We start from the raw sequence: 20906 nt of genomic DNA on the forward strand, positions 1-20906 counted from the left end.
CAACATCCTCACAACACTTGCATCTACACTCAAGAGCGAAAGCGAAGGAGTCCTCGAAGCTTATGTGTGGAATCGTCGGTTACATCGGTCCGAAGCCCTGCGTCCCCGTCATCATGGAAGGCCTTGCGCGCCTCGAATACCGCGGCTATGACTCCGCGGGCATCGCCGTCGCTGGCGGCGGCCATCCGCTCCAGCTCCGCCGCGCTCCGGGCAAGCTCCGCAACCTCGACGCCATCCTCGCCAAGGACCCGGTCGAAGGCACCTACGGCATCGGCCACACTCGCTGGGCCACCCACGGCCGCCCCACCGAGGAGAACGCCCACCCGCACCGCGACGGCACCGGCACCCTCGTCGTCGTGCACAACGGCATCGTCGAAAACTACCTCAAGCTCAAGAACGACCTCATCGCCAAGGGCCACAAGTTCTCGTCCGAAACCGACACCGAGATCATCGCGCACGTCATTCAGGACGAGCTTGAAATCGCCGCAGGCATGCCCGAGCGCCTGACCAACACCGACGCCGCCGACTCCAACACCTCGCAGGCCGTCATCATGGGCGCGCTGCCGCAGAGCCTGCCGCTCGAAGAAGCCGTGCGCCGCGCCGTCAAGCGCCTCACCGGAGCCTTCGCCATCGGCGTGCTTTCGGCGGCTGAGCCGGACAAGATGGTCGCCGCGCGCATGGGGCCGCCCGCCGTGCTCGGCCTCGGCGACGGCGAGTTCTTCCTCGCCTCCGACGTCCCCGGCATCCTCCACCACACTCGCGACATTTACTTCCTGCAGGACGGCGAAGTCGCCGTGCTCACCAAGCAGGGCATCACCCTCACCGACTTCGACGCGCAGCCCAAAACGCTCACCCCGCAGCGCATCACCTGGGACCCCATCCAGGCCGAAAAGGCTGGCTACAAGCACTTCATGCTCAAGGAGATCGACGAGCAGCCGCGCGCCGTCCGCGACACCACCCTCGGCCGCGTCTCGCTCGACACCGGCAAGGTCTTCCTGCCGGACATGAAGATCACGGACGACGAATTCCGCGCGGCGACAGGCATCACCATCGCCGCCTGCGGCACCTCTTGGCACGCCGGCCTTGCGGGCAAGTTCATGATCGAGCGCCTCGCCCGCCTACCGGTGGACGTCGACTACGCCAGCGAATACCGCTACCGCGACCCCATCCCGAACCCCTCCGAGCTCGGCCTGCTCATCACGCAGTCGGGCGAAACCGCCGACACCATCGCCGCGCAGCAGGAGCTCATCGCCAAAGGCTCGAAGACCCTCGCCATCTGCAACGTCGTCGGCTCAGCCGTCACGCGTCTGGCCGCAGGCGTCATCACCACCAACGCCGGCCCCGAGATCGGCGTAGCTTCCACCAAGGCCTTCACCGCGCAGCTTACCGCGCTCTTCACGTTGGCGCTGCACCTCGCGCAGGTCCGCAGCACGGTCACGCCGGAGCAGTCGCTCCACCTCGTCACCGAACTAGCCGCGGTCCCCGGCAAGATCGAAACCATCCTCCGCTCGGTGGACGACCAGTGCTGCGACCTGGCGAAGATCTACGGCAACGCCCGCGACTTCCTCTTCCTCGGCCGCGGCATCCACTACCCCATCGCGCTCGAAGGCGCGCTCAAGCTCAAGGAAATCAGCTACATCCACGCTGAAGGCTACCCCGCCGGCGAGATGAAGCACGGCCCCAACGCCCTCATCGACGAGTCCTTGCCTGTCGTCTGCATTGCGACGCAGGACCCCACCGACCCCAGCTCCGTCCTCAAGTACGAGAAGACCCTCTCGAACATCCAGGAGGTCACGGCCCGCAGCGGCCGCGTCATCGCCATCGCCATCGAGGGTGACGAGCACATCGGCCAGCTCGTCGAGCACGTCATCTACATCCCACAGAGCCACGAACTCCTCCTCCCCATCCTGGAAGTCGTCCCCCTGCAACTGCTGGCGTATCACATCGCCGTCCGCCGCGGCTGCGACGTCGACCAGCCGAGAAACCTTGCTAAGAGCGTGACGGTGGAATAAGAGCAAGCTCCGTATCTGATCAGAATGGCACAACGCCGCCCACCATAATGGGCGGCGTTGTGCCGTTTACACGTTTGGAGTCAGTTGAGGATTATTCGCTCTTTATTCGATTGAGGTAACCCTCTGTTTATTATTTAGTAACTCTCGAACCTAGCAAGTCATTCATAATGAGGAAGATGTAAATATGAGTCACGGCTGCTCATATTTGCAAAAATCCTCTTGACGATTAGCACTCTTCCGTGGAGACTGCCAGTAGGCGTTCAAATCTTAGGTTGTGAGGCTGAGCAAATGAGTAAGGGATTGGACAATCGGCATCGTGATTCAGATGGTCGCATCAGCGAGAAGCACGGAAACACTCAAGTGGGAACTTTGCGTGAAACCTACGGTGCAAATTTCTTGGCTGGCAGGCGTGCAGACACGCATCTTGAAACCGTTCGAGCTGAAACAGGTAAAAGTTTGAGCCAGCTTGTGCGAGAGCACCAGAGCGATAAATAGATTTAGTCCGTGAATGTCGGAGGCAGGTATGGCAGCAGAATCGATTCAAATCTCGATGCGTGGCCTTGCAGAAGTCTCGGCCACTGCGCCTAAGCGAAAGCAAACAGTGCTCAGGCGGTTCAAATTCAAAAAGTCCGATGAAAGTGTCGGGCGTTCGAATTACTACGTAAAAGCGCTCAGCGCGATAAAGCGGCACCATAAAGGCGATCATGTAGGAGTTCAGAGCATTCTGAAGGATCTATTGACCGCTGGATTGCTGGAGACAGATACGAAGAAGCGTGCAAAACTGCTGAACAACCATCGTGCGATTACGGACTATTTGAAGAATTTTGGTAATCGCGACCTCACGATATGTCCTGGAAAGCGGCTCTACTTTGTGAGTGAGGATGTTGTTGTAAGCGCGCAGCCAGATATGGTTGTAGAAGAAAATGGTCAAATGAAGCTATTCAAGCTAAATATGGGCAAAGATGACTATGTCGGTGGTGTTGGTGCGCTTATGTTGCATACGATGCATGAAGCGGCAGCAGCTTGCGGCCTAGGGCTTGAATCAAATTACGTCGAATGCTTGGAGGTTTCGAGCGGTAATCGTGTAGTTGGGCCGCAATCGGGCTTCCCACCAAAGAAAGTCATTGAAGATGCTTGTAAAGAGCTTTCAGACCTATGGAACGCTGCATGATATTTGAGACGCCCCAGCTTGTCGGGGGCGTCTTTTCTCGGGATGCTCAGCTCCTGAACCTACTGCCACCTTTATATGCCAGCGAGTAGCCGTTGTACGTGTCTAGGCGGGAGGCTACCCGTAACGTTGGGTATCTCATCTATAAGCGGCAGTCGTGAACAGGGACGTGAGAATCTATTGTGCGCCAGGCTAGCCCGCCGCTGCTGTATAAAGCTTCCACCCCTCGTTCTGCAGCACCAACCTCTGAATCACCACAGCGTTCGCCATTCCATCTAACTCTGGCAGCGCCGTGAACTCCGACGGCCAGCAGTGGAAGAGGTCGTAGGCGAGCACCTTCTGCCCGGCTTCGTTGTAGACCTCCAGCACGAGGTCTTTGCGGAACTCCGCCAGTGAAGTCGCTTGCCCGGCGGCGGACGTATTCTTGTAATCCCACACCTTGTTCGCCCACTGCGCGAACTCCGCATCGTGAGTCACGCCGCGCTCCAGCGCGATCGTCGCGTAAGAACTCTGTCCTGTCGCTAGCTTCACCGTACCTGCGGCGTGAGGCTCCACCTCGGTCTCGCGCGTGAGGCCGCTGACGCGCGAGACGCCTGCCACGTAGCGACCCTCGCACTGCAGCAGGAACTTGAAGTTGCGATACGGATTGTAGGGTAGCGGCGTGGTGGGGAACTCAGGGTTCGTCGGCATCTCGCCATCGTACGCGTGAAACTCGCGGCAATTTGCGGGAAATTCATCGTCCTGTCGCTGTATGTCTATGCGGTAAATGGAGACTGACTCCGAACACTACATAGCCTGAGCGCAACGAGCGTCCGACTCCTCCCTAGAGCCTCTGAGACGACGCCACTGCCTCTGTCTCGGAGAAGAAGTCCCCATGTCTGTGATGAAGATGACGCGCGGCCCGCTTGCCCTCGGCGCCGCATCGCTCGCACTCCTGCTCAGCGGTTGCGGAGCCACCACTACTACCTCCACTGCGAACCCCTTCGTCACGACCGCGACGCTCTCCGGCAAGCTGCATGGCGGCAACCAGCCCGTCGTCGGCGCGACTGTTTCGCTCTACGCTGTCGGCACGACCGGCTATGGCTCGGCGGCCACGCTCTACGCGCAGACGACCACCGTTGCTTACGGCAGCTTCAGCTTCAACCAGACAGCGATCACCGGCGCGACCGGCGCACCGTCGTCGATCACCAGCAGCTACGCCTGCCCCACTGGCTCCACCACGAACCCCGACCCGCAGATGTATCTGATCGCCAAGGGTGGCGAGACGCAGGGGACTGGCAACGGCAATAACTCGGCTGCGGCGTTCATCATTGCGATCGGCAAGTGCTCCACCGCCGCCTCGGCGAACGTGGACATGAACGAGGTCACCAGCGTTGCGACCATGGCTGCGCTGCAGCAGTACTTCAACCCGGTCACCGAGTCGCTCGGCTACGCCAGCAGCACGCAGTCGCAGCAGGGATACGTCAATGGACTCGCGGCGATCACGAACCTCGCCGACGTGACGGCTGGCACCGCGAAGACGAGCGTTACGCTCAGCGCCACGCCCACCGGTTCGACCAACGCCGTCACCGTGACGGCAACGCCTGAGTTCAACCAGGTGAACCTGCTCGCAAACATTCTCGCGGCCTGCGTGAACACCACGAGCAACACTTCCACCAACTGCGGCACGCTCTTCACCAACGCGGTGGCACCGTCGGCTTCGGTCACCAGCCAGCCCTCGGCGGACTACAGCTCGATCAACGCGACCAATGAAGATGTGGTGCAAGCGCTCTACTTCATGCTGACGAACCCCGCCGCCGGCGGCTCGGCCAGCTCGATGAACGCGCTCTACGCACTGGTCAACGCGCAGGCTCCGTTCCAGCCGTACTACACGACCGCGCCCACTGACTGGACCGTCGCCATCAGCTACGCGAGCGCAAGCACCTGCACCGTATCCAGCGGCACCACCAGCACGCAGAAGTTCCTCACCGGCGTAAATGCTCCTGCCATCGACGCGCAGGGCAACGTCTGGGCAGCTTCGGTCGGCACCGGCGGCGGACTCTTCGAGATCTCGCCCAACGGCACACCGCTCACCTGCGCCCTCGGTGCCACGGTGAAGGGAACCTCTCCCGCGGCTATCGACATCAACGGCAATGTCTGGGTTGGCTCCACCGTGGCGGCGAACTCCAGCTACAACCTCTACAAGTGGAACAGCATGAACAGCGCGCTGGAGTCCACGTGGCCGATCGGCTCGACGGCTGTGCCGTCCACGCTGGCCACCGATGGCAATGGCAACGTCTTCTACGCCACCACCGGCGGCGTCGTGGGCGAGCTCGTATCTGCTGCGACATCCGGCGCTCCCGTCACCGCGGCCCAGACCCTCGCGTCGCTCGGCAGCTCGCGCACCTTCTACTTCATGCAGGCGGATGCCTCCGGCAATCTCTGGATTCCGGACGTCACGGCCAGCAACCCCTCCTCGATCTTTGAGCTCTTCTCGAGCACGAACACCAGCGGATCCACCTACGAGAACGGCTACGAGACCAGCACGATCTCCTCGTCGAACCTCTACTTCCCCTACGGCATCGCCGTTGGCCAGAACATGGTCTACAGCAGCAACGGTGCAGGCTCAGGATCGCCGGGCGTCAGCTACCGCTGGTCGTTCATCACGCCCGATAGCAGCACGCACACCGCGTCCGTCACTACGAGCTCCGTAGAGCTGGGCGGAAACTACTCCGTGCGCGGCGTCGCCGTCGACGGTGCCAACAACGTCTGGCAGGCGAACAACAACCCAGGGACCGGCAACTGGGTCACGGGCACCTCCACAGGCATCGGCTACGGTTTGGCTGAGATCAGCGCCGCGGGTAACGCTATCTCGGCGACCTCCGCTTCTGGCACCGGCGCCTACGGCACCAACACCGGCGGCTTCCAGAAGCCCTCGCCGTTCTTCTCGATCGGTGCCCGCGGCCCGGCCATCGACTCCACCGGCAACGTCTGGGTTGGCCAGAACAGTGCATCCGCAGCCAACATCACGGAGTACATCGGCGCAGCGGTTCCCGTCATGACGCCGCTCGCCGCAGCCGCACAGAGCAACCTCCTCGGCCAGAAGCCCTAACCTCACTCCAAGGCTCCCCCATCCGTGCGCGGCTTCAAGCGGACGGGTGGGAATGCAATATCAGGAGCCCACCAACCTCAGAATGGCCTCGTCCTCGTCGCTTCCAGCGCACACCGGCGAGGCCTTCTGCATTTCGGCGAACCACGCAAGGCGCACCCGGGGAACTAGCCGACGCCGTCGCCCGCACGCTCCACTAGAATCGCCGCATAGCATGTGGGGCAAGTCAAAATCGTCCGGCGAGCGACATAGCTTTTCGCTCTCCAACCTCGAGCCTGTGGTGGAGGCGCTGCTGCTCGTCATCGGCGCCGGAGCCGTCTTCGGCGTCTTCTTCGTCCCCGCCGTCCGCCACTGGATCCCACTCGCGCCCGACTTCGCCGCCAAACTCGGCGAGTTCTCCTCCGGCTTCTTCGGCCCCATCTTCTCGCTCATCAGCATCGTGCTGCTGGTCTACACGCTGCGCCAACAGCGCGCCTCCGTCGTGCAGCAGGGCTTCGCCAACAAGTACTTTGTGATGCTGGAGATTCACCGCGAAAACGCCAACCAGATCATCTGGCACGGCAACCGCGGCCGCCGTGTCTTCGTGCTCATGGTGCGCGAGCTCCGCAGCGCCATCCCGTACATCCAGCTGATCGCCCGCGACCAGGGCCGGTCGCTCACCCAGCGGCAGATCATCCACATCGCGTATTACTGCTTCTTCTACGGAGTCGGCCCCAGCTCCTCGCGCACGCTCACCATGGCGCTCAAGCAGCACTTCGACCTCGCCCTCATCGAAGAGATCGAGCACACCCTCGGCGACCCGGCCATCAAGCAGGAGATCCGCCGCCAGCGCGAGTTCGACTTCGAACCCTTCCGCGGCCACCAGTCGCGCCTCGGCCACTACTACCGGCACCTGTACCAACTGGTGAACTTCGTCGACGAGCAGGACGCGAGCGTGGACAAGTACGACTACGTCCGCACGGTGCGCGCGCAGTTCTCCACGCACGAGCAGGCCCTGCTGCTGTTGAACAGCATGTGCCCATTAGGCGCCACCTGGTGGAAGCGCCGCTTCATCACCCGCTACAAACTCGTCCGCAACCTGCCCATGAACTTCTTCGACAAAGACACCGAACTCAACGTCGAAGCGATGTTCGACAAGGATTACTTCGAGTGGCAGGACAAGGATTAAGGGCGGCGAATCTGCATGCTTAAACGAGGCAGCCGCAGATGTTGCACATCCCGCCAATTTCCTGTTCAGGCTGAAGACAGGATGGGCAGGCTCGTCTCGATGTCGATTTCTGCTGCATGTGTTGTGCATGTATAGAGGCAGGCTGCATTTGTGGCGCATATGCGCTCTCTAGCCGAGTAGACGCTTGTGCTTTGACGCGATGTCCACGCGAGGCAACAGCGCAAACCAGAGAGATGATTAAGGGCAGAATTCCGACGCCGCCAAATGGGAAGAGGACAAGCCCAACGAGGGCAATCCAGATAGCAGCATTGCGGAATTTCTTCGCTTGGCGTACGTGGTATTCGGTATTCATCGAGTAAAAATCCTTCGGGTTAAACTTGTGGTCCTAGTTCAGGAACGAAGTCGTAATAAATACGGCATAGCTGGAGTGCTGATGCGGCGCGCGCGTCGCCTAAGTCGGAAGCACGTTGGAAGAACGGCAGGGCTTCACTAAGATCACCTCGGTCTGCAACGACAGCGCCGATCTTCAGCATCGGAGAGCACGACGTCGAGTCTAATGCGATCGCTTCTTGCCAGTGCTTGAGCGCTACGTCGTATTGTCTTTGCAGGATCGCTTGATCGCCGAGCTTCTCCGCGTTCTCCGCCTCGATCTTTCGCTCTAATGCCGCGCGAAGATCGGCAGTTTTCCTCCACCCGCTCCAAGATTTATCCGCTTCGTCTAATTGTTGGCGTGCGCCATCATAGTCTCTGGCTGCAATGCGCGATTTTGCTTCGTTTGCTTGGAGTACCCACGGGACCGGCAGTTCAGTATTTAGCTCGAAAGCTTTGTTCCACGCTTCTCGTGCCGCTGCTAGCTCGTTCTTGGATTTATATGTGTTTCCAAGCAATAAAAAAGCTCGACCGTTTTCAGGCTCAAACTTTGTCGCCGTAATGAACAAGCTGATTGCTTCGTCAGTTTTTGACTCTCGCACAGACAATATGCCGAGCTGAAGGATCGGATCAACCCATAAGGGTTTAAATGATCTTGCTCGGTTGTATAGCGCGCGAGCGTCATCTCCCCGTCCCTCCTCCATAGCCCGCGTTGCATTTGAGAACGCAGTTTCCCATGGCCGAGGCATGGTTCCATCGATTATTGAAGCACGTTCGTAATGCTCCGTGGCATCTGCCAGCCTATTCTTCGCTTCATAAAAGTAGCCGCGCCTTTGCCAAGCGATAGCGTTGTTGGGATCGTTCTCCGTGATCCAGCGCCACACCTTTTCCTCAAGCTCTGAAAAAGAAGGCTTAGGTAAGCGATCTGCGAGCCCTGCTAGTAGCCACCCTTCTGCCCTTACATGATCGATCGAAGATAGGAGCGCACGTGCTCGTTCATTTTGAGAAAGGGCTAGTGAGAAATAGGCAGTTAGGAGCCGCGCTTCGATATTTGATGGATCTTTTGAATAGGCTGTTTCGGATGCTTTTAGCGCTCCATTTGCCTGACCGTTTGCAAATCGCGCTCGCGCCAATCGGCAGAGAATTACTAAGTTGTCGGGGTTGCGCTCAGAGGCTCTCTCTAGAAATCGCAATCCTAGCTCTCGGCGTCGTGCAGCATTACGCTCATTTTGCTCCGTAACTTGATCGCGTGCATCCATCCCTGAGCGTAGGGAATTTGATGCAGCACGACCTCCTATAGAAATGCTGCGCCCTAGAGTCGATAACGATGATGGTGCGTACAGAGCTGCTACCGCAGTGGCGGCAACTGCCAGTGCGGCACCAGTGATGCCGGCAGCCGTTTGAGCTGCCGCTGATTTATCCGAGGGTGGCATCATCTCCGGGTCGTGGTCAGTGACAATATCCCAAAAGCTCATGACTGAGATTATGACATTCTGAAGCCGATGAATTAGGAGCGAATCACACAAGAGAGGAATGGTCTTTGCCTGGCACTAGATCCAGCGCTAGTATGTACCCAACTCCATGCGTCTATCTTTTGAGTTTGACCCACGGAAGGCTGCAAGTAATCTCGTGAAGCATGGTGTTAGCTTCAGTGAGGCGATGACCGTCTTTCATGATCCTCTTGCAGTCACGTTCGCCGATGAAGTCCACTCGGAAGAGGAAGACCGCTGGATCACGATTGGACTATCATCCAGACAGCGACTCCTCTTCATCTCGCATCTGGAGTCCGATGGCAACATCCGGCTCATCGGCGCACGCTTGGCCGAGAAGCCCGAACGAGACGCCTATGAACAGCCATAACGACGCTCCTGAACCCGATGTGGTGGAAGCTGATCCGCTGGAGCCGCGCAAGCTCGATCCTGCAAGGGGTGTTCGCGGCAAGTACTTCAGCCGCGCGCAGGAAGGCACGAACGTTGTGCTGATCGCGCCCGATCTGCTCGAGACCTTTCCTGACTCGGAGTCAGTGAATCGGGCCCTGCGAACGCTGAAAGAGATTGCTGATCGAACTGCTCGTCGCGCATCCTAACTAGCAGATGAACCCATTTGTGGATTGGCAGAACTTCTACGTCATCGTTGGCGGCGCGGCGGGTGCGCTGACGGGGTTGCAGTTTGTCGTCATGGCGCTCATTGCGGACATGCCCGTTGAGGCGCATGAGATTGAGACCGCCAATGCCTTTGCCACGCCGACCATCGTGCACTTCAGCGCGGCGCTGCTCTTTGCGGCCAGCTTTGCCATGCCGTGGGGCGGGCATATGCTGGCGGCGCGCGGGCTGTGGGTGCTGGGTGGAGTGGCTGGGTTGGGGTATGTCGGGCACGTAACGCAGAGGATGCGTCGGCAGGCAGGCTACAAGCCGGTCTTCGAGGACTGGTGCTTTCACTCGCTGCTGCCAGGGGCGGGCTACGCGGCGATCATGGTGTCGGCGGCGGGTCTGAGTGACAAGGCGCGCGAAACGCCGCTGTTCGCGATGGCGTTTGCGCTGCTGTTGCTGCTTGTCGTGGGCATCCACAACGCGTGGGACAACGTGACCTACCTCGTTCTCCTGCGCCATCAGCGCGCGGACGCGCAGAAGGCGCGGCAAGCCGAGTAGTTCGGACTCAGGTATACCGTGGCTCGACGCTAAGCCGCGTCGCTCGAAGACTTTGCGACAGCCTCGGCGGGGGAGGGGGCCATCTCCTCACGGAGCAGCCGTTCCACCACCGCAGCCTGCACCTCGGAGTTCACCTCGGCGCCGAGCAGCAGCGTCAGTCCGGTGACGTAGAACCACGTCAGCAGGATGATCACCGCACCCAGCGAGCCGTAGGTGACCGTGTAGGTGTTGAAGTAGTGCAGGTAGACCCTGAGTCCGATCGAGGCCACGATCCACGTGAGGATCCCGATCGCCGAGCCCGGGGTCAGCCAGTGCCAGCGCTTCGCTTTCAGGTCAGGGGCGAAGTAGTAGATCGTGCTGAACAGCAGGATCAGCAGGGAGATTGTCACCACCCACGTCGTGATGTGGATGAGCCCGAAGAGCAGGTATCCGACCCAGCGATGGACGCTGAAGTGATGCAACGACGCCTTGCCGCCGATGTCGGCGCCGAGGAGCACGGCGAGCATCAGCGTTACCAGTAGGCTGAGCAGCAGTGTGACCAGCATTGCCGAGCCGCGAGCCTTCCAATAGGGCCGCGTCTCCTTCACCTTGTAGACCGTGTTCATGCCGTCCTGAATGGCGGAGAACCCTACCGAAGCCGACCACAGCGCAGCGACGATGCCCAGCACCACCTTGCCCCCGGTGGAGGCAGCCGTTGTCTGCTTGAAGGTGTCGATGACCATCTCGTAGGCGGAGGGAGGCACGATCAGAGCTAGATAATTCAGCAACTGCACGTAAATCTGCGAGGCGTGTTGCGCTGCCAGCCCGAGGATGGAGCTGGCGCTGATGAGCGTTGGAAACAGAGCGAAGAGGAAGTAGTAGCCAAGCTCGGCGGCGCGCGAGAGCAGGTTGTCGTTCAGGAACGACTTGCCGGTGCGCGTAAAGACGTCCTTCAGGGAAAGCCCTTCGAGGTCCCACAGATTGCGCAGCGGTGAGTGAGACACGGTCTCCCAGACCTTCGCCGCCCAGGCGTCGTCAGGCCGATGGTCATGCTGGTTGCGGAAGGTGATGTTGGTGGAATCCATGAGGTCTAGTGCTGCTCCGTCGGCGCGCCGTAGGTCGGCTGTCCACTGTTGCTCTTCGGTCCGGTTGCAGGCTGCGATCCCACGGCCACGCCATCGACGCTGCCCGGCGTGACGCCGTTAGCGCTCGGTTTTTCGTTCGCCGCAACCGCTGTACCTGCCGTGCGGAAGGTCAGTTCCGCGCCTGCAGGCATACCTGCGTTGGTGCCCAGCGCAGGATTCGCATCGCCCACCTCGCGGGAACCGGGTTTGCCACGGAAGGTCTTCGTCTCCGTCACGACATCGGTCTTGCCGACGCGAACGACGGTCAGCGAGAGCTCACCCACTGCATTGATCTTGCCCGCCGGAACGGTTCCCACAACGTTCAGCATCACGGGTGTTCCCGCGGCGAGCGCCGTGCCGTTCTTTGCACGCACCATCATCGATAGCTTGGCCGGAACATCCTGGCCGTTCTTCAGGCTTCCTGAGTCGACAGGCTTCAGCAGCTTTACGTGGAAGCTCGTTCCTGCGGGGAAGCTCATGCCGTTGCCGAGGGAGGGCATCGCACCCAGAGCCGGACTTGCGGGGGCGCTGGCGTCCGTGGCTGCAGGAAGCACCTTCGGCGCAGTGGTGGGACTCGCCTGGGCCGCCGAATCCGTCGCCGACGCGTTACTGTATTGCTGCGCGAGCATGCACGGTGCCACCGTGCTAAAAGTGATAAGAAAAACAGAAGCCAATCGCAGTCGCATAGTCCGCCTCGTTGTTGCCTGTTCGTTCTGATGGCTTTGCAGTCTTTCGCCGTTGCTCCCGCGCGATGTTTCATACTAGGAGTTGCATGATTTCTGCTCTCGCCAGTTCCGCATCCGGCACCTTCGCGTCGGCCACCATTGCTGGTGCGGCCGTGTTGGGCACGGCTTACATTCTCGCGGACGCCACCTTGCGTCCGGAGTCGCAGCTCTTCGGTCGTACGGTCGTTGCTGGTTATGATCCCGCTGAAGTTGCGCTGACTTTTGATGATGGCCCCAACACCGCGATGACACCTGCACTGCTCGATCTGCTGGCGGAGCATCGTGTGCGTGCGACCTTCTTCATGATCGGTCGCTTCGCGCGTGAGGAGAAGATGCTGGCCCGGCGCGTCCACGATGCTGGCCATCTTGTCGGCAATCACACGGTGACGCATCCGTGGCTTGCCTGGCAGAGCTCCGCGCGTGTCCGTGAGGAGCTGCGCGGCTGCAACGCGATGTTGGAGGATGCGATCGGTGCTCCGATTACGGTGTTCCGTCCGCCACATGGCGCTCGTCGTCCGGTGGTTCTGCGCACTGCACAGGAGCTCGGCATGGCGACGGTGCAGTGGAACGCGATGGGGCAGGACTGGCTGCATATCAGCAGCGAGCAAATCGTGAAGAACCTGGGCCGCGGTATGCGTCGCGCGGAGAAGCATCGTCGCGGCAGCAACCTGTTGCTGCACGATGGCTACGACGTGCAGCAGGCGGCGGACCGCTCAGCAACACTTGCTGCGGTACGGATGTTGCTGGAGACCTTGCCAGCGCAGGGCAAACGCTTCGTCGGTGTCGATGAGTGGGTAAGTTCCTGATCCAAAGATAGGCGGTGAGGCGTAACCTCGCTGCAAACGCGCCGCGTCCAAAGAAACGTAAAAAACGTTTACTACGTTGCATTTGGAGCAGCCATGTATCCTTCCACGAGCCGTCGATCCCGTGCGTCTGTACTCAGCCTTTTGATCGCCACCATTGTTGCCTGGGTGGGCATCGTCGGCTGTGGTTCGGGTGGAAGTGGAAGCACCGCCAGCACGAGTGGCACGACCACCACGACGCTCACGTCGTCCGCCACAGCAGCGAGCTATGGCACGGCGATCACGCTGACAGCAACCGTCGCGCCGAGTGGCGCTACGGGTAGCATCATCTTCTACGACGGCTCGACCTCGCTGGGTTCTGTAGCAGTGAGTTCCGGAGCGGCGAGCCTGTCTACCAGTACGCTCGCGGTCGGCACGCATTCGTTGACGGCAATCTACGGTGGAAGCTCGGCTTACTCTGGCAGCACGTCGAGTACGGTCTCGGTGACGATCACCTCCGCGGCTACGACGGCGACCACCACGACGCTGAGTGCAACAACGACTTCGGCTACGTACGGCACGGCGATCACGTTTACGGCTGCGGTATCTCCCAGCGCAGCGACGGGTACCGTCACGTTCTACGATGGCACCACCTCGCTTGGCTCGTCGACATTGAGCTCAGGCAGCACGACGTTGAGCACTTCGGCGCTGGCGGCGGGCACCCATAGCATCACCGCGACCTATGCGGGCGATACGACGTACGCTTCAAGCACATCGAGTGCGCTCTCCGTGACGATCAGCTCCAGCACTTCGACGAGCTGCTCCAGCTATACGGGCACGCCGCTCATCGTATGTCTGGCGCAGGCGTTCTACGCCACGTTGAGCACGACACAGCAGTCGAGCGTGGTGCTTTCTTACACGCTTGCGAATGCAGAGGTGTGGTCGAACCTGCCGACGAGCAACATATCGCGCAATGGTCTGAAGTTCAGCACGCTTTCTTCCACGCAACTGAGCGCGGCGCTTGCACTGGCACAAGCGGTCTTGTCGTCCGACGGCTACACGCAGTTCCTCAACGTGCGCATTGCGGATGATTACCTTGCGTCGAACGGTGGCGGCACGAGCTCTTATGGTTCAGGGCTGTACTACATCGCGTTCCTCGGCACACCGTCTACGACTTCTGCATGGCAGTTGCAGATCGGTGGTCATCACTACGCGCTGAATGCGACCTACAACGGTAACTACCTCAGCGCGACGCCCTTCTTCCTGGGCGTGGAGCCGCCGTCCTTTACCGTGAGCGGCGTGACGTACAAAGTCCTGGAGACGCAGCGCGCTGCAGCGTACAACCTCGGGCAAACGTTGACGAGCAACAGCTCTGCGAAGCTTTCAGGCACCTTCGATGACGTTGTGATGGGCGTGAACAGCAGCACCGGGCATGACACCAACTATCCGCAGACATATCCCACGAGCGGTCGAGGAGTTTTGTACTCCTCGCTGAGCACGGCACAGCAGGCCTTGGTGAAAACCTTTATCGAAGCCTGGGTGAATGATCAGAACAGCACAACTGCTTCCACGCTGCTCGCGTTGTACGAGAGCGACTCTGCGCTCGCGCAAACGTACGTGGGCTATTCGGGCACAGGAGCGTTCACGACGCAGGGCGATTACATCCGCGTCGATGGACCTCGGGTGTGGGTTGAGTTTGTGGTGCAGAACGGCATCGTCTTCCAGAACGCGATCCACTATCACTCACTCTGGCGCGATAAGACTGCGGACTATGGCGGCGACTTCTAACGCGATGTTGGCCGCTGTTCGACGTGCGTTGATGCGTGTGCCGCGATGGTGCTTGTCCGTGCTCTGTATCGCATTGCTGCTGCTCTATGCTGCGGTCGCCGGAGCGCACTCGATGTATCAGACAGCGGTGCTGCTGGACTTTGACGGCAATCGCGTGGGGGCCGAGCTGCAACTGCCTGTAGACAGGCTTTCAATCTCGTTCAAGCAGACGGTGGACGCATCACACTTCGCTGTAGAGAGCGATGCGCTGCGCAATTATGTGTTGGCACATGTGCATCCAGTCACAGAGGATGGTCGGCCCTTCACCGTACAGTTTCTGGACCAGTCGATTCAGACCGTGGAGGGCGCGCCGTACCTGGTGGTGCACTTGATGTTCCTGCCACCGAAGGGTGCAAGCGTTGATCATTTCAAGCTGAACTACGACGTCATCGCGCACGAGATCGTGACGCACGTCGTGCTGATTTCTATCCGCAGCGACAAGCAGCATCCGATCGCGGCGACGGATCCTGTGCTGCTCGGCATGATCCGCTACACCAAGCTTTCGCAGGACGTAGACAGGATGAAGCGGTAACCGCGGATGCAACGAAGCATCACCATTCTCGGCCTGCTGCTCTGCATCATGATGATGCCTGCGCGTGTATTGGCGCACTCGATGTATCAGTCATCGGTGTTGCTCGACGTGCAGGGCCGAGAGGTGCACATCGAGCTTCAACTGCCGCCGAGCCGTCTGGGAGAGGCGCTTGGCTTGCAGCTCAGCGCCGAAAATCTGCAGGCGCACGCCGCGGAGATTCAACGCTACTGCGTGATGAACATCATGCTGCGCGATGAGCGGGGCCGGCTCTGGACACTGGGTGCCCCTTCGACGCCGGAATGGCAGAGCGTGGATGGCGCGCCGTACGTAGTCATGCACATGACGTCGTACGCTGCGGCTGATCAAAGCTCGCGGCGCTTCCAGATCGAAGACCACATCATTACGGACAAGCTGCCATCACACGCCATCCTCGTCACGGTGCGATCGGATTGGCAAGGAAGTACGTTTGCGAGCGATCCGAATCTCGTGAGCATTCTGAATGGCCGCGAGCCGCGAGCGGACGTGGACCTCGGCACGGGCAGTTGGATGAAAGGCTTCACCAGCGTCTTTCGTCTGGGCACACGACACATCGCTGAGGGAACGGACCATCTGCTGTTTCTGATGGTGTTGTTGTTGCCCGCACCGCTGGCGTTTGCTGGGCGAAGATGGAGCGGCCCTGTTGCTTCCTCGCGCAGTGTATGGCGCATCGTCGCCATCGCAACGGCCTTTACGGTAGGACACTCATGCACGCTCGCGCTTGCCACATTCAACGTGCTGCATGTTCCCGAGCGGCCGATCGAAGCGCTGATTGCGTTGAGCATTTTCGTCTCAGCGATTCACGCCCTGCGCCCATTGTTCCCAGGGCGTGAGGCCTTCATCGCCGCGGGCTTCGGATGGATACACGGCCTCGCTTTTGCAACGACCCTTGCAGATCTCGGGTTGCGCGGATGGGACCGTGGGCTGGCGCTGTTGGCGTTCAACCTCGGCATTGAAGCGATGCAGATTCTCGTGATCCTCTGCATCCTTCCTTCGCTTGTGCTTTTAAGCCGGACTCGCTTCTACACCGCGTTCCGCTGTGCAGGCGCGGCGTTTGCATTGCTGGTGTCCGTCGGATGGATGATCGAACGCGTCAGCCTTCGCACTCTCGGCGTAGATCGCGTGGTGAACGCGCTTGCGCAGGAGGCGCCATGGTTTGCATTGTCGCTGTTTGGTGCTTCGGTGCTCCTCTACGGCACACGTCGCCTTCCTCTCACCCGGAGTTAGATTTTGAACGAGCACAACGGCTCTCCGTTCAAGCAGTCGAAGGATGTCTGTAGGAAAAGGTGAGGATGGTGCGCCCGAGAAGATTCGAACTTCTGACCTACAGCTTCGGAGGCTGCCGCTCTATCCAGCTGAGCTACGGGCGCACGATGATCGATCGAAGAGCCTGGCATTTGCAAGAATCCAATGCCACGCGTCTTGCCTTTAGCGTAGCATGTCCCTCACAGGAGTCTGCATGAACGTCCGTTTCTCTCGTCTCGCTATCGCCTTTATCTCCTCTGCGCTCGCCGTTACGACGGCCGTCCATGCGCAGGACGCTAAGCCCTGTCCTAACGCGCTGGTGCCGGACCACGGCAAGTCGATGGCCGGTAAGCCGCTGGCTTCGCCTGCTGCTACGGCTGAGGTCACGCTCGGCGGCAAGAAGGTCAGCATCACGTATAACGCGCCCAGCGTTCGTTGCCGCACGGTTATGGGCGGCCTGGTGCCTTATGGCAAGGTGTGGCGCTTCGGTGCGAATGCTGCGACCACGCTCACCACGGATAGCGAACTGAAGATCGGCGATCTGACGGTTCCGGCCGGAACCTATACGCTTTACGCGTTGCCGGCAGCTGCAGGTACGCCCTGGCAGCTCATCGTGAACAAGCAGACGAAGCAGTGGGGAACGGTGTACGACGAAAAGCAGGACTTTGGCCGCACGCCGATGATGTTTACCGCGCTGCCGAAGCTGCAGGAGACCATGACGCTCAGCTTTGAGCACAGCAAGGGTAAGAAGGCCGAACTGCACATGCGTTGGGAAAACACCGACGTCTACGTGCCGGTCGTTGCGAAGTAAGCTTTCGCTACAGACGTAAAAAGAGCGGAGGGCCCAGGCCCTCCGCTCTTTTTGTTGCGATGCGATCGTGGACTACCACTCCTTCGCGGCGCTATCCGGGGTGAGCGGCGTTGCCGCGGCGGGAGCCTTCCAGCGCAGCACGGGCTTGCGGGCGGCGGTGGTTTCGTCCAGACGCTGCAGGCGCGTGGTGTGCGGAGCCGTCTTCACGATCTCCGGGTTCTCGTCCGCTTCCCTGGCGATCTGCTCCAGCGCATCGACGAGCAGGTCGAGCTCCTCCTTCGACTCCGACTCGGTCGGCTCGATCATCATCGCGCCCGGGACGACGAGCGGGAAGCTTACCGTGTAGGCGTGGAAGCCGTAGTCGATGAGACGCTTGCCCATGTCGCCGGTCTTCACGCCGTTCTTCGTCTGGCGCTTGTCGCTGAAGACGACTTCGTGCATCGAGGGCGCGTCGAAGGGCAGATCGAAGAGGTGCTTGAGCTTGGCGCGAAGGTAGTTCGCGTTGAGCACAGCATCTTCGGTGGTCTGGCGCAGGCCGTCCGGCCCGTTGGCGAGGATGTACGCCAGCGCGCGGATGAACATGCCGAAGTTGCCGTACCACGCACGCACGCGGCCGACGGTCTGCGGGCGGTTGTACTCGAGGCCAAGCAGGCCATTCTCGCGCTCGACCACCACCGGCGTCGGCAGGAACGGCTCAAGGATCTTCTTGCAGGCGACAGGACCCGAGCCCGGGCCACCACCACCGTGCGGGGTAGAGAAGGTCTTGTGCAGGTTCAGGTGCATCACGTCGGCGCCGAAGTCGCCAGGACGCGTCTTGCCGCAGAGCGCGTTCATGTTCGCGCCGTCCATGTAGAGCAGCGCGCCCTTCGCGTGCAGAATGTCGGCGATCTTGTGGATGTCGGACTCGAAGACGCCGATGGTCGACGGGTTTGTGAGCATCAGCGCGGCGACGTCTTCATCAACGGCTTTCTCGAGCTCGGCCAGATCGACCATGCCCTTGGCGTTCGACTTCAGATTGGCAACCTGGTAGCCGCAAACCGCAGCGGTCGCAGGGTTGGTGCCATGAGCCGAGTCGGGGATGAGGATCTTCTTGCGCGGGTTGCCGTTCGCGGTGTGGAAGGCCTTGGCCAACAGGATGCCGGTGAACTCACCGTGCGCGCCGGCTGCGGGCTGCAGCGTGATCGCGTCCATGCCGGTGATCTCGATGAGGCACTCGGAGAGCAGCTTCATGATGCCGAGCGCGCCCTGCGAGAGCGACTCCGGCTGATACGGATGCGCTTCGGCCAAGCCTTCAAGACGCGAGACCAGCTCGTTGATGCGCGGGTTGTACTTCATCGTGCAGGAGCCGAGCGGGTACATGCCGAGGTCGATCGCGTAGTTCCACGTGGAGAGGCGCGTGAAGTGGCGGATGATCTCGATCTCGCTCAACTCCGGCATCACGCCGAGGTCTTTGCGTGTGTGCTCGCCGAGCAGGGAGGCCGCATCGACGGCGGGAACGTCGAGCTCGGCGAGGCGATACGCCTTCTTGCCGGGGGACGACTTCTCGAAGATCAGGTCTTCGTTCTGATTGACGTGCGTGGACACCTTGCGCGGTGTGCCGACGAATTTCTCCGACATGCAGAAAGCTCCTTGCGATGCGCACAGGCCGTGCCTCAACTACGCAGACGCTACTCTCAGCTTCTCATATCTGGCAGCGGTTTTTACGCAGTCGCGGAGCGGGAAGCGGAAGGCTTGTGCGAACACCGCTCTTCAATTCGTTTTCACGCGATCATGGGAATTTTGCGTGTGCCTGAGTAACGATCCTTGTTCACCTGCGGATTTCCACGGAGCCTTCACAAGATTTTCGCCACACGAGGTAATTCACTGGTTCAGGCAACCGTCTGCCTCCGCCGAAGTGACTGCGCCGTGCGTGCTCCCTCTCGGGCGTCTCTTCGTTAACCCATTTCAATTTGGAGCTTACCCCCATGCATCTATGGACGGACTTTGAAGGCAAGGTCGTCAACGGCGACTACACGCTCGGCAAGCTGCTGCGCTCGGAAGGCCGCAACGGCTTCTTCTCGGCAGCGGACAGCAAAGGCCAGCAGGCGGTGATGCGTCTGACTGAAGCGCACTTCGATGAGGAGGAGCAGCTTGGCCGCTGGCAGAAGGTGGCGACGCTCAAGCAGGAGCACTTGATCGGTATCGAGCGCACGGGCAAGACGGCGTTCGATGGGGTCTCGCTGACCTATGCGCTGATGGAGTCTGACGACGCGAACCTTGAGGACGTGCTGAAGGAGCGTCCGCTGACGGCAGCGGAGGGCTTGCAGGTGGCGCGGGCGGTGACCGAGGCCCTGCGCGCGCTGCATGGAAGCGGCATGGTGCATGAGCATATCGAGCCGGCGAATGTGTATGCCGTGGGTGAGGTCGTGAAGCTGCGCAGCGACTGCGTTCGCGAGTGCGTGGCCGACCAGGAGTTTTTGACCGCGGAAGGTTGCGCGGAGAAGCGTCGCAAGGATGTGCATGATCTCGGCAAGTTACTGCTGCGCTGCATGACGCTGGAGTCGGAGTGGCATCCGCTGGTGCGCTTGCCAGAGCCGCTGTATCGCGTGGTGCCGGGAGCGATCGAAGGCACGCTGACGCTGGACCAGATCGACACGATGCTGGGGCGCGAAGAGGCTCCAAAGCCGGTTGCGGCTGCGCCGACGGAGGCGACGGCGAAGCCTCCCGTGACCACCCCACCCGTAGCGGCAGCGCCGGTGCAGACGCCTGTGGCTGCGGCTGCTGTAGCCGAAGAGAAGCCGCAGGAGCAGGCGCGGAACTTCCGCCCTCGCAACGATCTGTCGTCGCGCCGCAACGCGGAGGCGAAGCAGGATCAGAGCAAACGTCTGTTGATGATCGCCGGCTGTGCTGTGGTGTTCCTGTTGGCAATCATCGCGGTGTGGCGCATGGTTTCGAGCAAGCCGAAGCCTGAGGCAGAAGCTGCGGCACCGGTGGCGGCGGCTCCTGTGGTCGCGCAGCGTGCGGCTCCGCAGCCGATGGCCGCGCCAGTTGCGCCAAAGGTGGTGGCGCATGGCTGGCATGTGGTGGCGTTCACCTACAACCACGCCGGGCAGGCTCAGGCGAAGGCCGATAGCCTTGCTGCGAAGCACGCGGGTTTGTCGCCGCAGGTCTTCAGCCCCAGCGGACATGCACCGTACTACGTGGCTCTGGGCGGAGTGATGAGCGAGCCGGAGGCGAAGGCTCTGCTGCAGCGCGCACGTCGCTCCGGCATGCCGCGCGATACCTTCATGCGCAACTTCTAGGCAGTCTGCACGAACGGGTGCCCCAGGTCTCGATCTTGAGACCTGGGTTTCCAGAGAAGTTGGCGGAGACCGAGGGTTTGAGGCGGGTATGCACCTGCGGCTCCCACCCGT

Annotated in this window: 18 protein-coding genes and 1 tRNA gene; 13 read left to right on the forward strand and 6 right to left on the reverse strand. The window is 60.7% G+C overall.

The genetic code is table 11. The features are described 5' to 3' along the window. Positions 1–62: 62 nt before the first annotated feature. Positions 63–2012, forward strand: a complete 1950-nt coding sequence (gene glmS / locus OHL11_RS04315; RefSeq protein WP_263370240.1) for a glutamine--fructose-6-phosphate transaminase (isomerizing) — start codon at positions 63–65, stop codon at positions 2010–2012. Positions 2013–2535: 523 nt separating this feature from the next. Next, complete coding sequence (locus OHL11_RS04320; RefSeq protein WP_263370241.1) at positions 2536–3183, forward strand: hypothetical protein; 648 nt, start codon at positions 2536–2538, stop codon at positions 3181–3183. 189 nt (positions 3184–3372) lie between these two features. Here OHL11_RS04320 and OHL11_RS04325 read toward each other — a convergent pair whose 3' ends face one another. After that, positions 3373–3870, reverse strand: coding sequence for a phage tail protein (locus OHL11_RS04325; protein ID WP_263370242.1), 498 nt, complete (start codon positions 3868–3870; stop codon positions 3373–3375). Positions 3871–4054: 184 nt separating this feature from the next. Between OHL11_RS04325 and OHL11_RS04330 the strand changes: the two genes are divergently transcribed. Together OHL11_RS04330 and OHL11_RS04335 are read left to right on the forward strand one after the other, a co-directional pair. Further along, entirely contained in the window at positions 4055–6271 is a 2217-nt protein-coding gene (locus OHL11_RS04330; protein WP_263370243.1) for a hypothetical protein, read from the forward strand. A 211-nt stretch (positions 6272–6482) separates the two neighbouring features. Further along, entirely contained in the window at positions 6483–7436 is a 954-nt protein-coding gene (locus tag OHL11_RS04335; RefSeq protein ID WP_263370244.1) for a putative phage abortive infection protein, read from the forward strand. Positions 7437–7807: 371 nt separating this feature from the next. Here OHL11_RS04335 and OHL11_RS04340 read toward each other — a convergent pair whose 3' ends face one another. Beyond that, entirely contained in the window at positions 7808–9280 is a 1473-nt protein-coding gene (locus OHL11_RS04340; protein ID WP_263370245.1) for a tetratricopeptide repeat protein, read from the reverse strand. Between the two features lie 106 nt (positions 9281–9386). Between OHL11_RS04340 and OHL11_RS04345 the strand changes: the two genes are divergently transcribed. The 3 genes from OHL11_RS04345 to OHL11_RS04355 are packed head-to-tail and all read left to right on the forward strand — an operon-like array spanning position 9387 to position 10453. After that, the gene (locus tag OHL11_RS04345) at positions 9387–9665 is read left to right on the forward strand and encodes a BrnT family toxin (RefSeq protein ID WP_263370246.1); all 279 of its coding nucleotides are present in this window, start codon (positions 9387–9389) and stop codon (positions 9663–9665) included. Next, positions 9652–9891 (forward strand): hypothetical protein, encoded by a 240-nt coding sequence (locus OHL11_RS04350; protein ID WP_263370247.1) that lies wholly within the window; start codon positions 9652–9654, stop codon positions 9889–9891. Before OHL11_RS04345 ends, OHL11_RS04350 begins: the two co-directional genes overlap by 14 nt. A gap of 7 nt (positions 9892–9898) precedes the next feature. After that, the gene (locus OHL11_RS04355; protein ID WP_263370248.1) at positions 9899–10453 is read left to right on the forward strand and encodes a hypothetical protein; all 555 of its coding nucleotides are present in this window, start codon (positions 9899–9901) and stop codon (positions 10451–10453) included. A 29-nt stretch (positions 10454–10482) separates the two neighbouring features. Here the strand turns inward: OHL11_RS04355 and OHL11_RS04360 are convergent, their stop codons facing one another. Continuing rightward, positions 10483–11517 (reverse strand): YihY/virulence factor BrkB family protein, encoded by a 1035-nt coding sequence (locus OHL11_RS04360; protein WP_263370249.1) that lies wholly within the window; start codon positions 11515–11517, stop codon positions 10483–10485. A gap of 5 nt (positions 11518–11522) precedes the next feature. Next, positions 11523–12185, reverse strand: a complete 663-nt coding sequence (locus OHL11_RS04365) for a hypothetical protein (protein ID WP_263370250.1) — start codon at positions 12183–12185, stop codon at positions 11523–11525. A 143-nt stretch (positions 12186–12328) separates the two neighbouring features. Between OHL11_RS04365 and OHL11_RS04370 the strand changes: the two genes are divergently transcribed. The 4 genes from OHL11_RS04370 (at position 12329) to OHL11_RS04385 (ending at position 16685) form a co-directional block, all read left to right on the forward strand. After that, positions 12329–13087: a polysaccharide deacetylase family protein gene (locus tag OHL11_RS04370; protein WP_263370251.1), complete on the forward strand. Its 759-nt coding sequence runs from the start codon at positions 12329–12331 to the stop codon at positions 13085–13087. A gap of 93 nt (positions 13088–13180) precedes the next feature. After that, positions 13181–14851 carry a DUF3500 domain-containing protein gene (locus OHL11_RS04375; protein ID WP_263370252.1) on the forward strand — a complete coding sequence of 557 codons (1671 nt, stop codon included), beginning with the start codon at positions 13181–13183 and terminating at the stop codon, positions 14849–14851. After that, on the forward strand, positions 14835–15422 hold the full coding sequence (locus OHL11_RS04380; protein WP_263370253.1) for a hypothetical protein: 588 nt from the start codon (positions 14835–14837) through the stop codon (positions 15420–15422). Before OHL11_RS04375 ends, OHL11_RS04380 begins: the two co-directional genes overlap by 17 nt. Before the next feature lie 6 nt (positions 15423–15428). Then, entirely contained in the window at positions 15429–16685 is a 1257-nt protein-coding gene (locus tag OHL11_RS04385) for a HupE/UreJ family protein (protein WP_263370254.1), read from the forward strand. Positions 16686–16751: 66 nt separating this feature from the next. Here OHL11_RS04385 and OHL11_RS04390 read toward each other — a convergent pair. Further along, positions 16752–16828, reverse strand: a tRNA-Arg gene (locus OHL11_RS04390). Between the two features lie 89 nt (positions 16829–16917). On the opposite strand from OHL11_RS04390, the gene OHL11_RS04395 reads away from it, so the two are divergent. Beyond that, positions 16918–17514 (forward strand): DUF2911 domain-containing protein, encoded by a 597-nt coding sequence (locus OHL11_RS04395; RefSeq protein WP_263370255.1) that lies wholly within the window; start codon positions 16918–16920, stop codon positions 17512–17514. Between the two features lie 72 nt (positions 17515–17586). On the opposite strand, the gene gcvPB is transcribed toward OHL11_RS04395, so the two are convergent. Then, positions 17587–19131, reverse strand: coding sequence for an aminomethyl-transferring glycine dehydrogenase subunit GcvPB (gcvPB, locus tag OHL11_RS04400; RefSeq protein WP_263370256.1), 1545 nt, complete (start codon positions 19129–19131; stop codon positions 17587–17589). Positions 19132–19478: 347 nt separating this feature from the next. On the opposite strand from gcvPB, the gene OHL11_RS04405 reads away from it, so the two are divergent. Further along, entirely contained in the window at positions 19479–20795 is a 1317-nt protein-coding gene (locus tag OHL11_RS04405) for a protein kinase family protein (protein ID WP_263370257.1), read from the forward strand. The last annotated feature ends 111 nt before the right edge of the window (positions 20796–20906 follow it).

This window comes from Granulicella cerasi, assembly GCF_025685575.1.
In the GTDB taxonomy this organism is placed as follows: Bacteria; Acidobacteriota; Terriglobia; order Terriglobales; family Acidobacteriaceae; genus Granulicella; species Granulicella cerasi.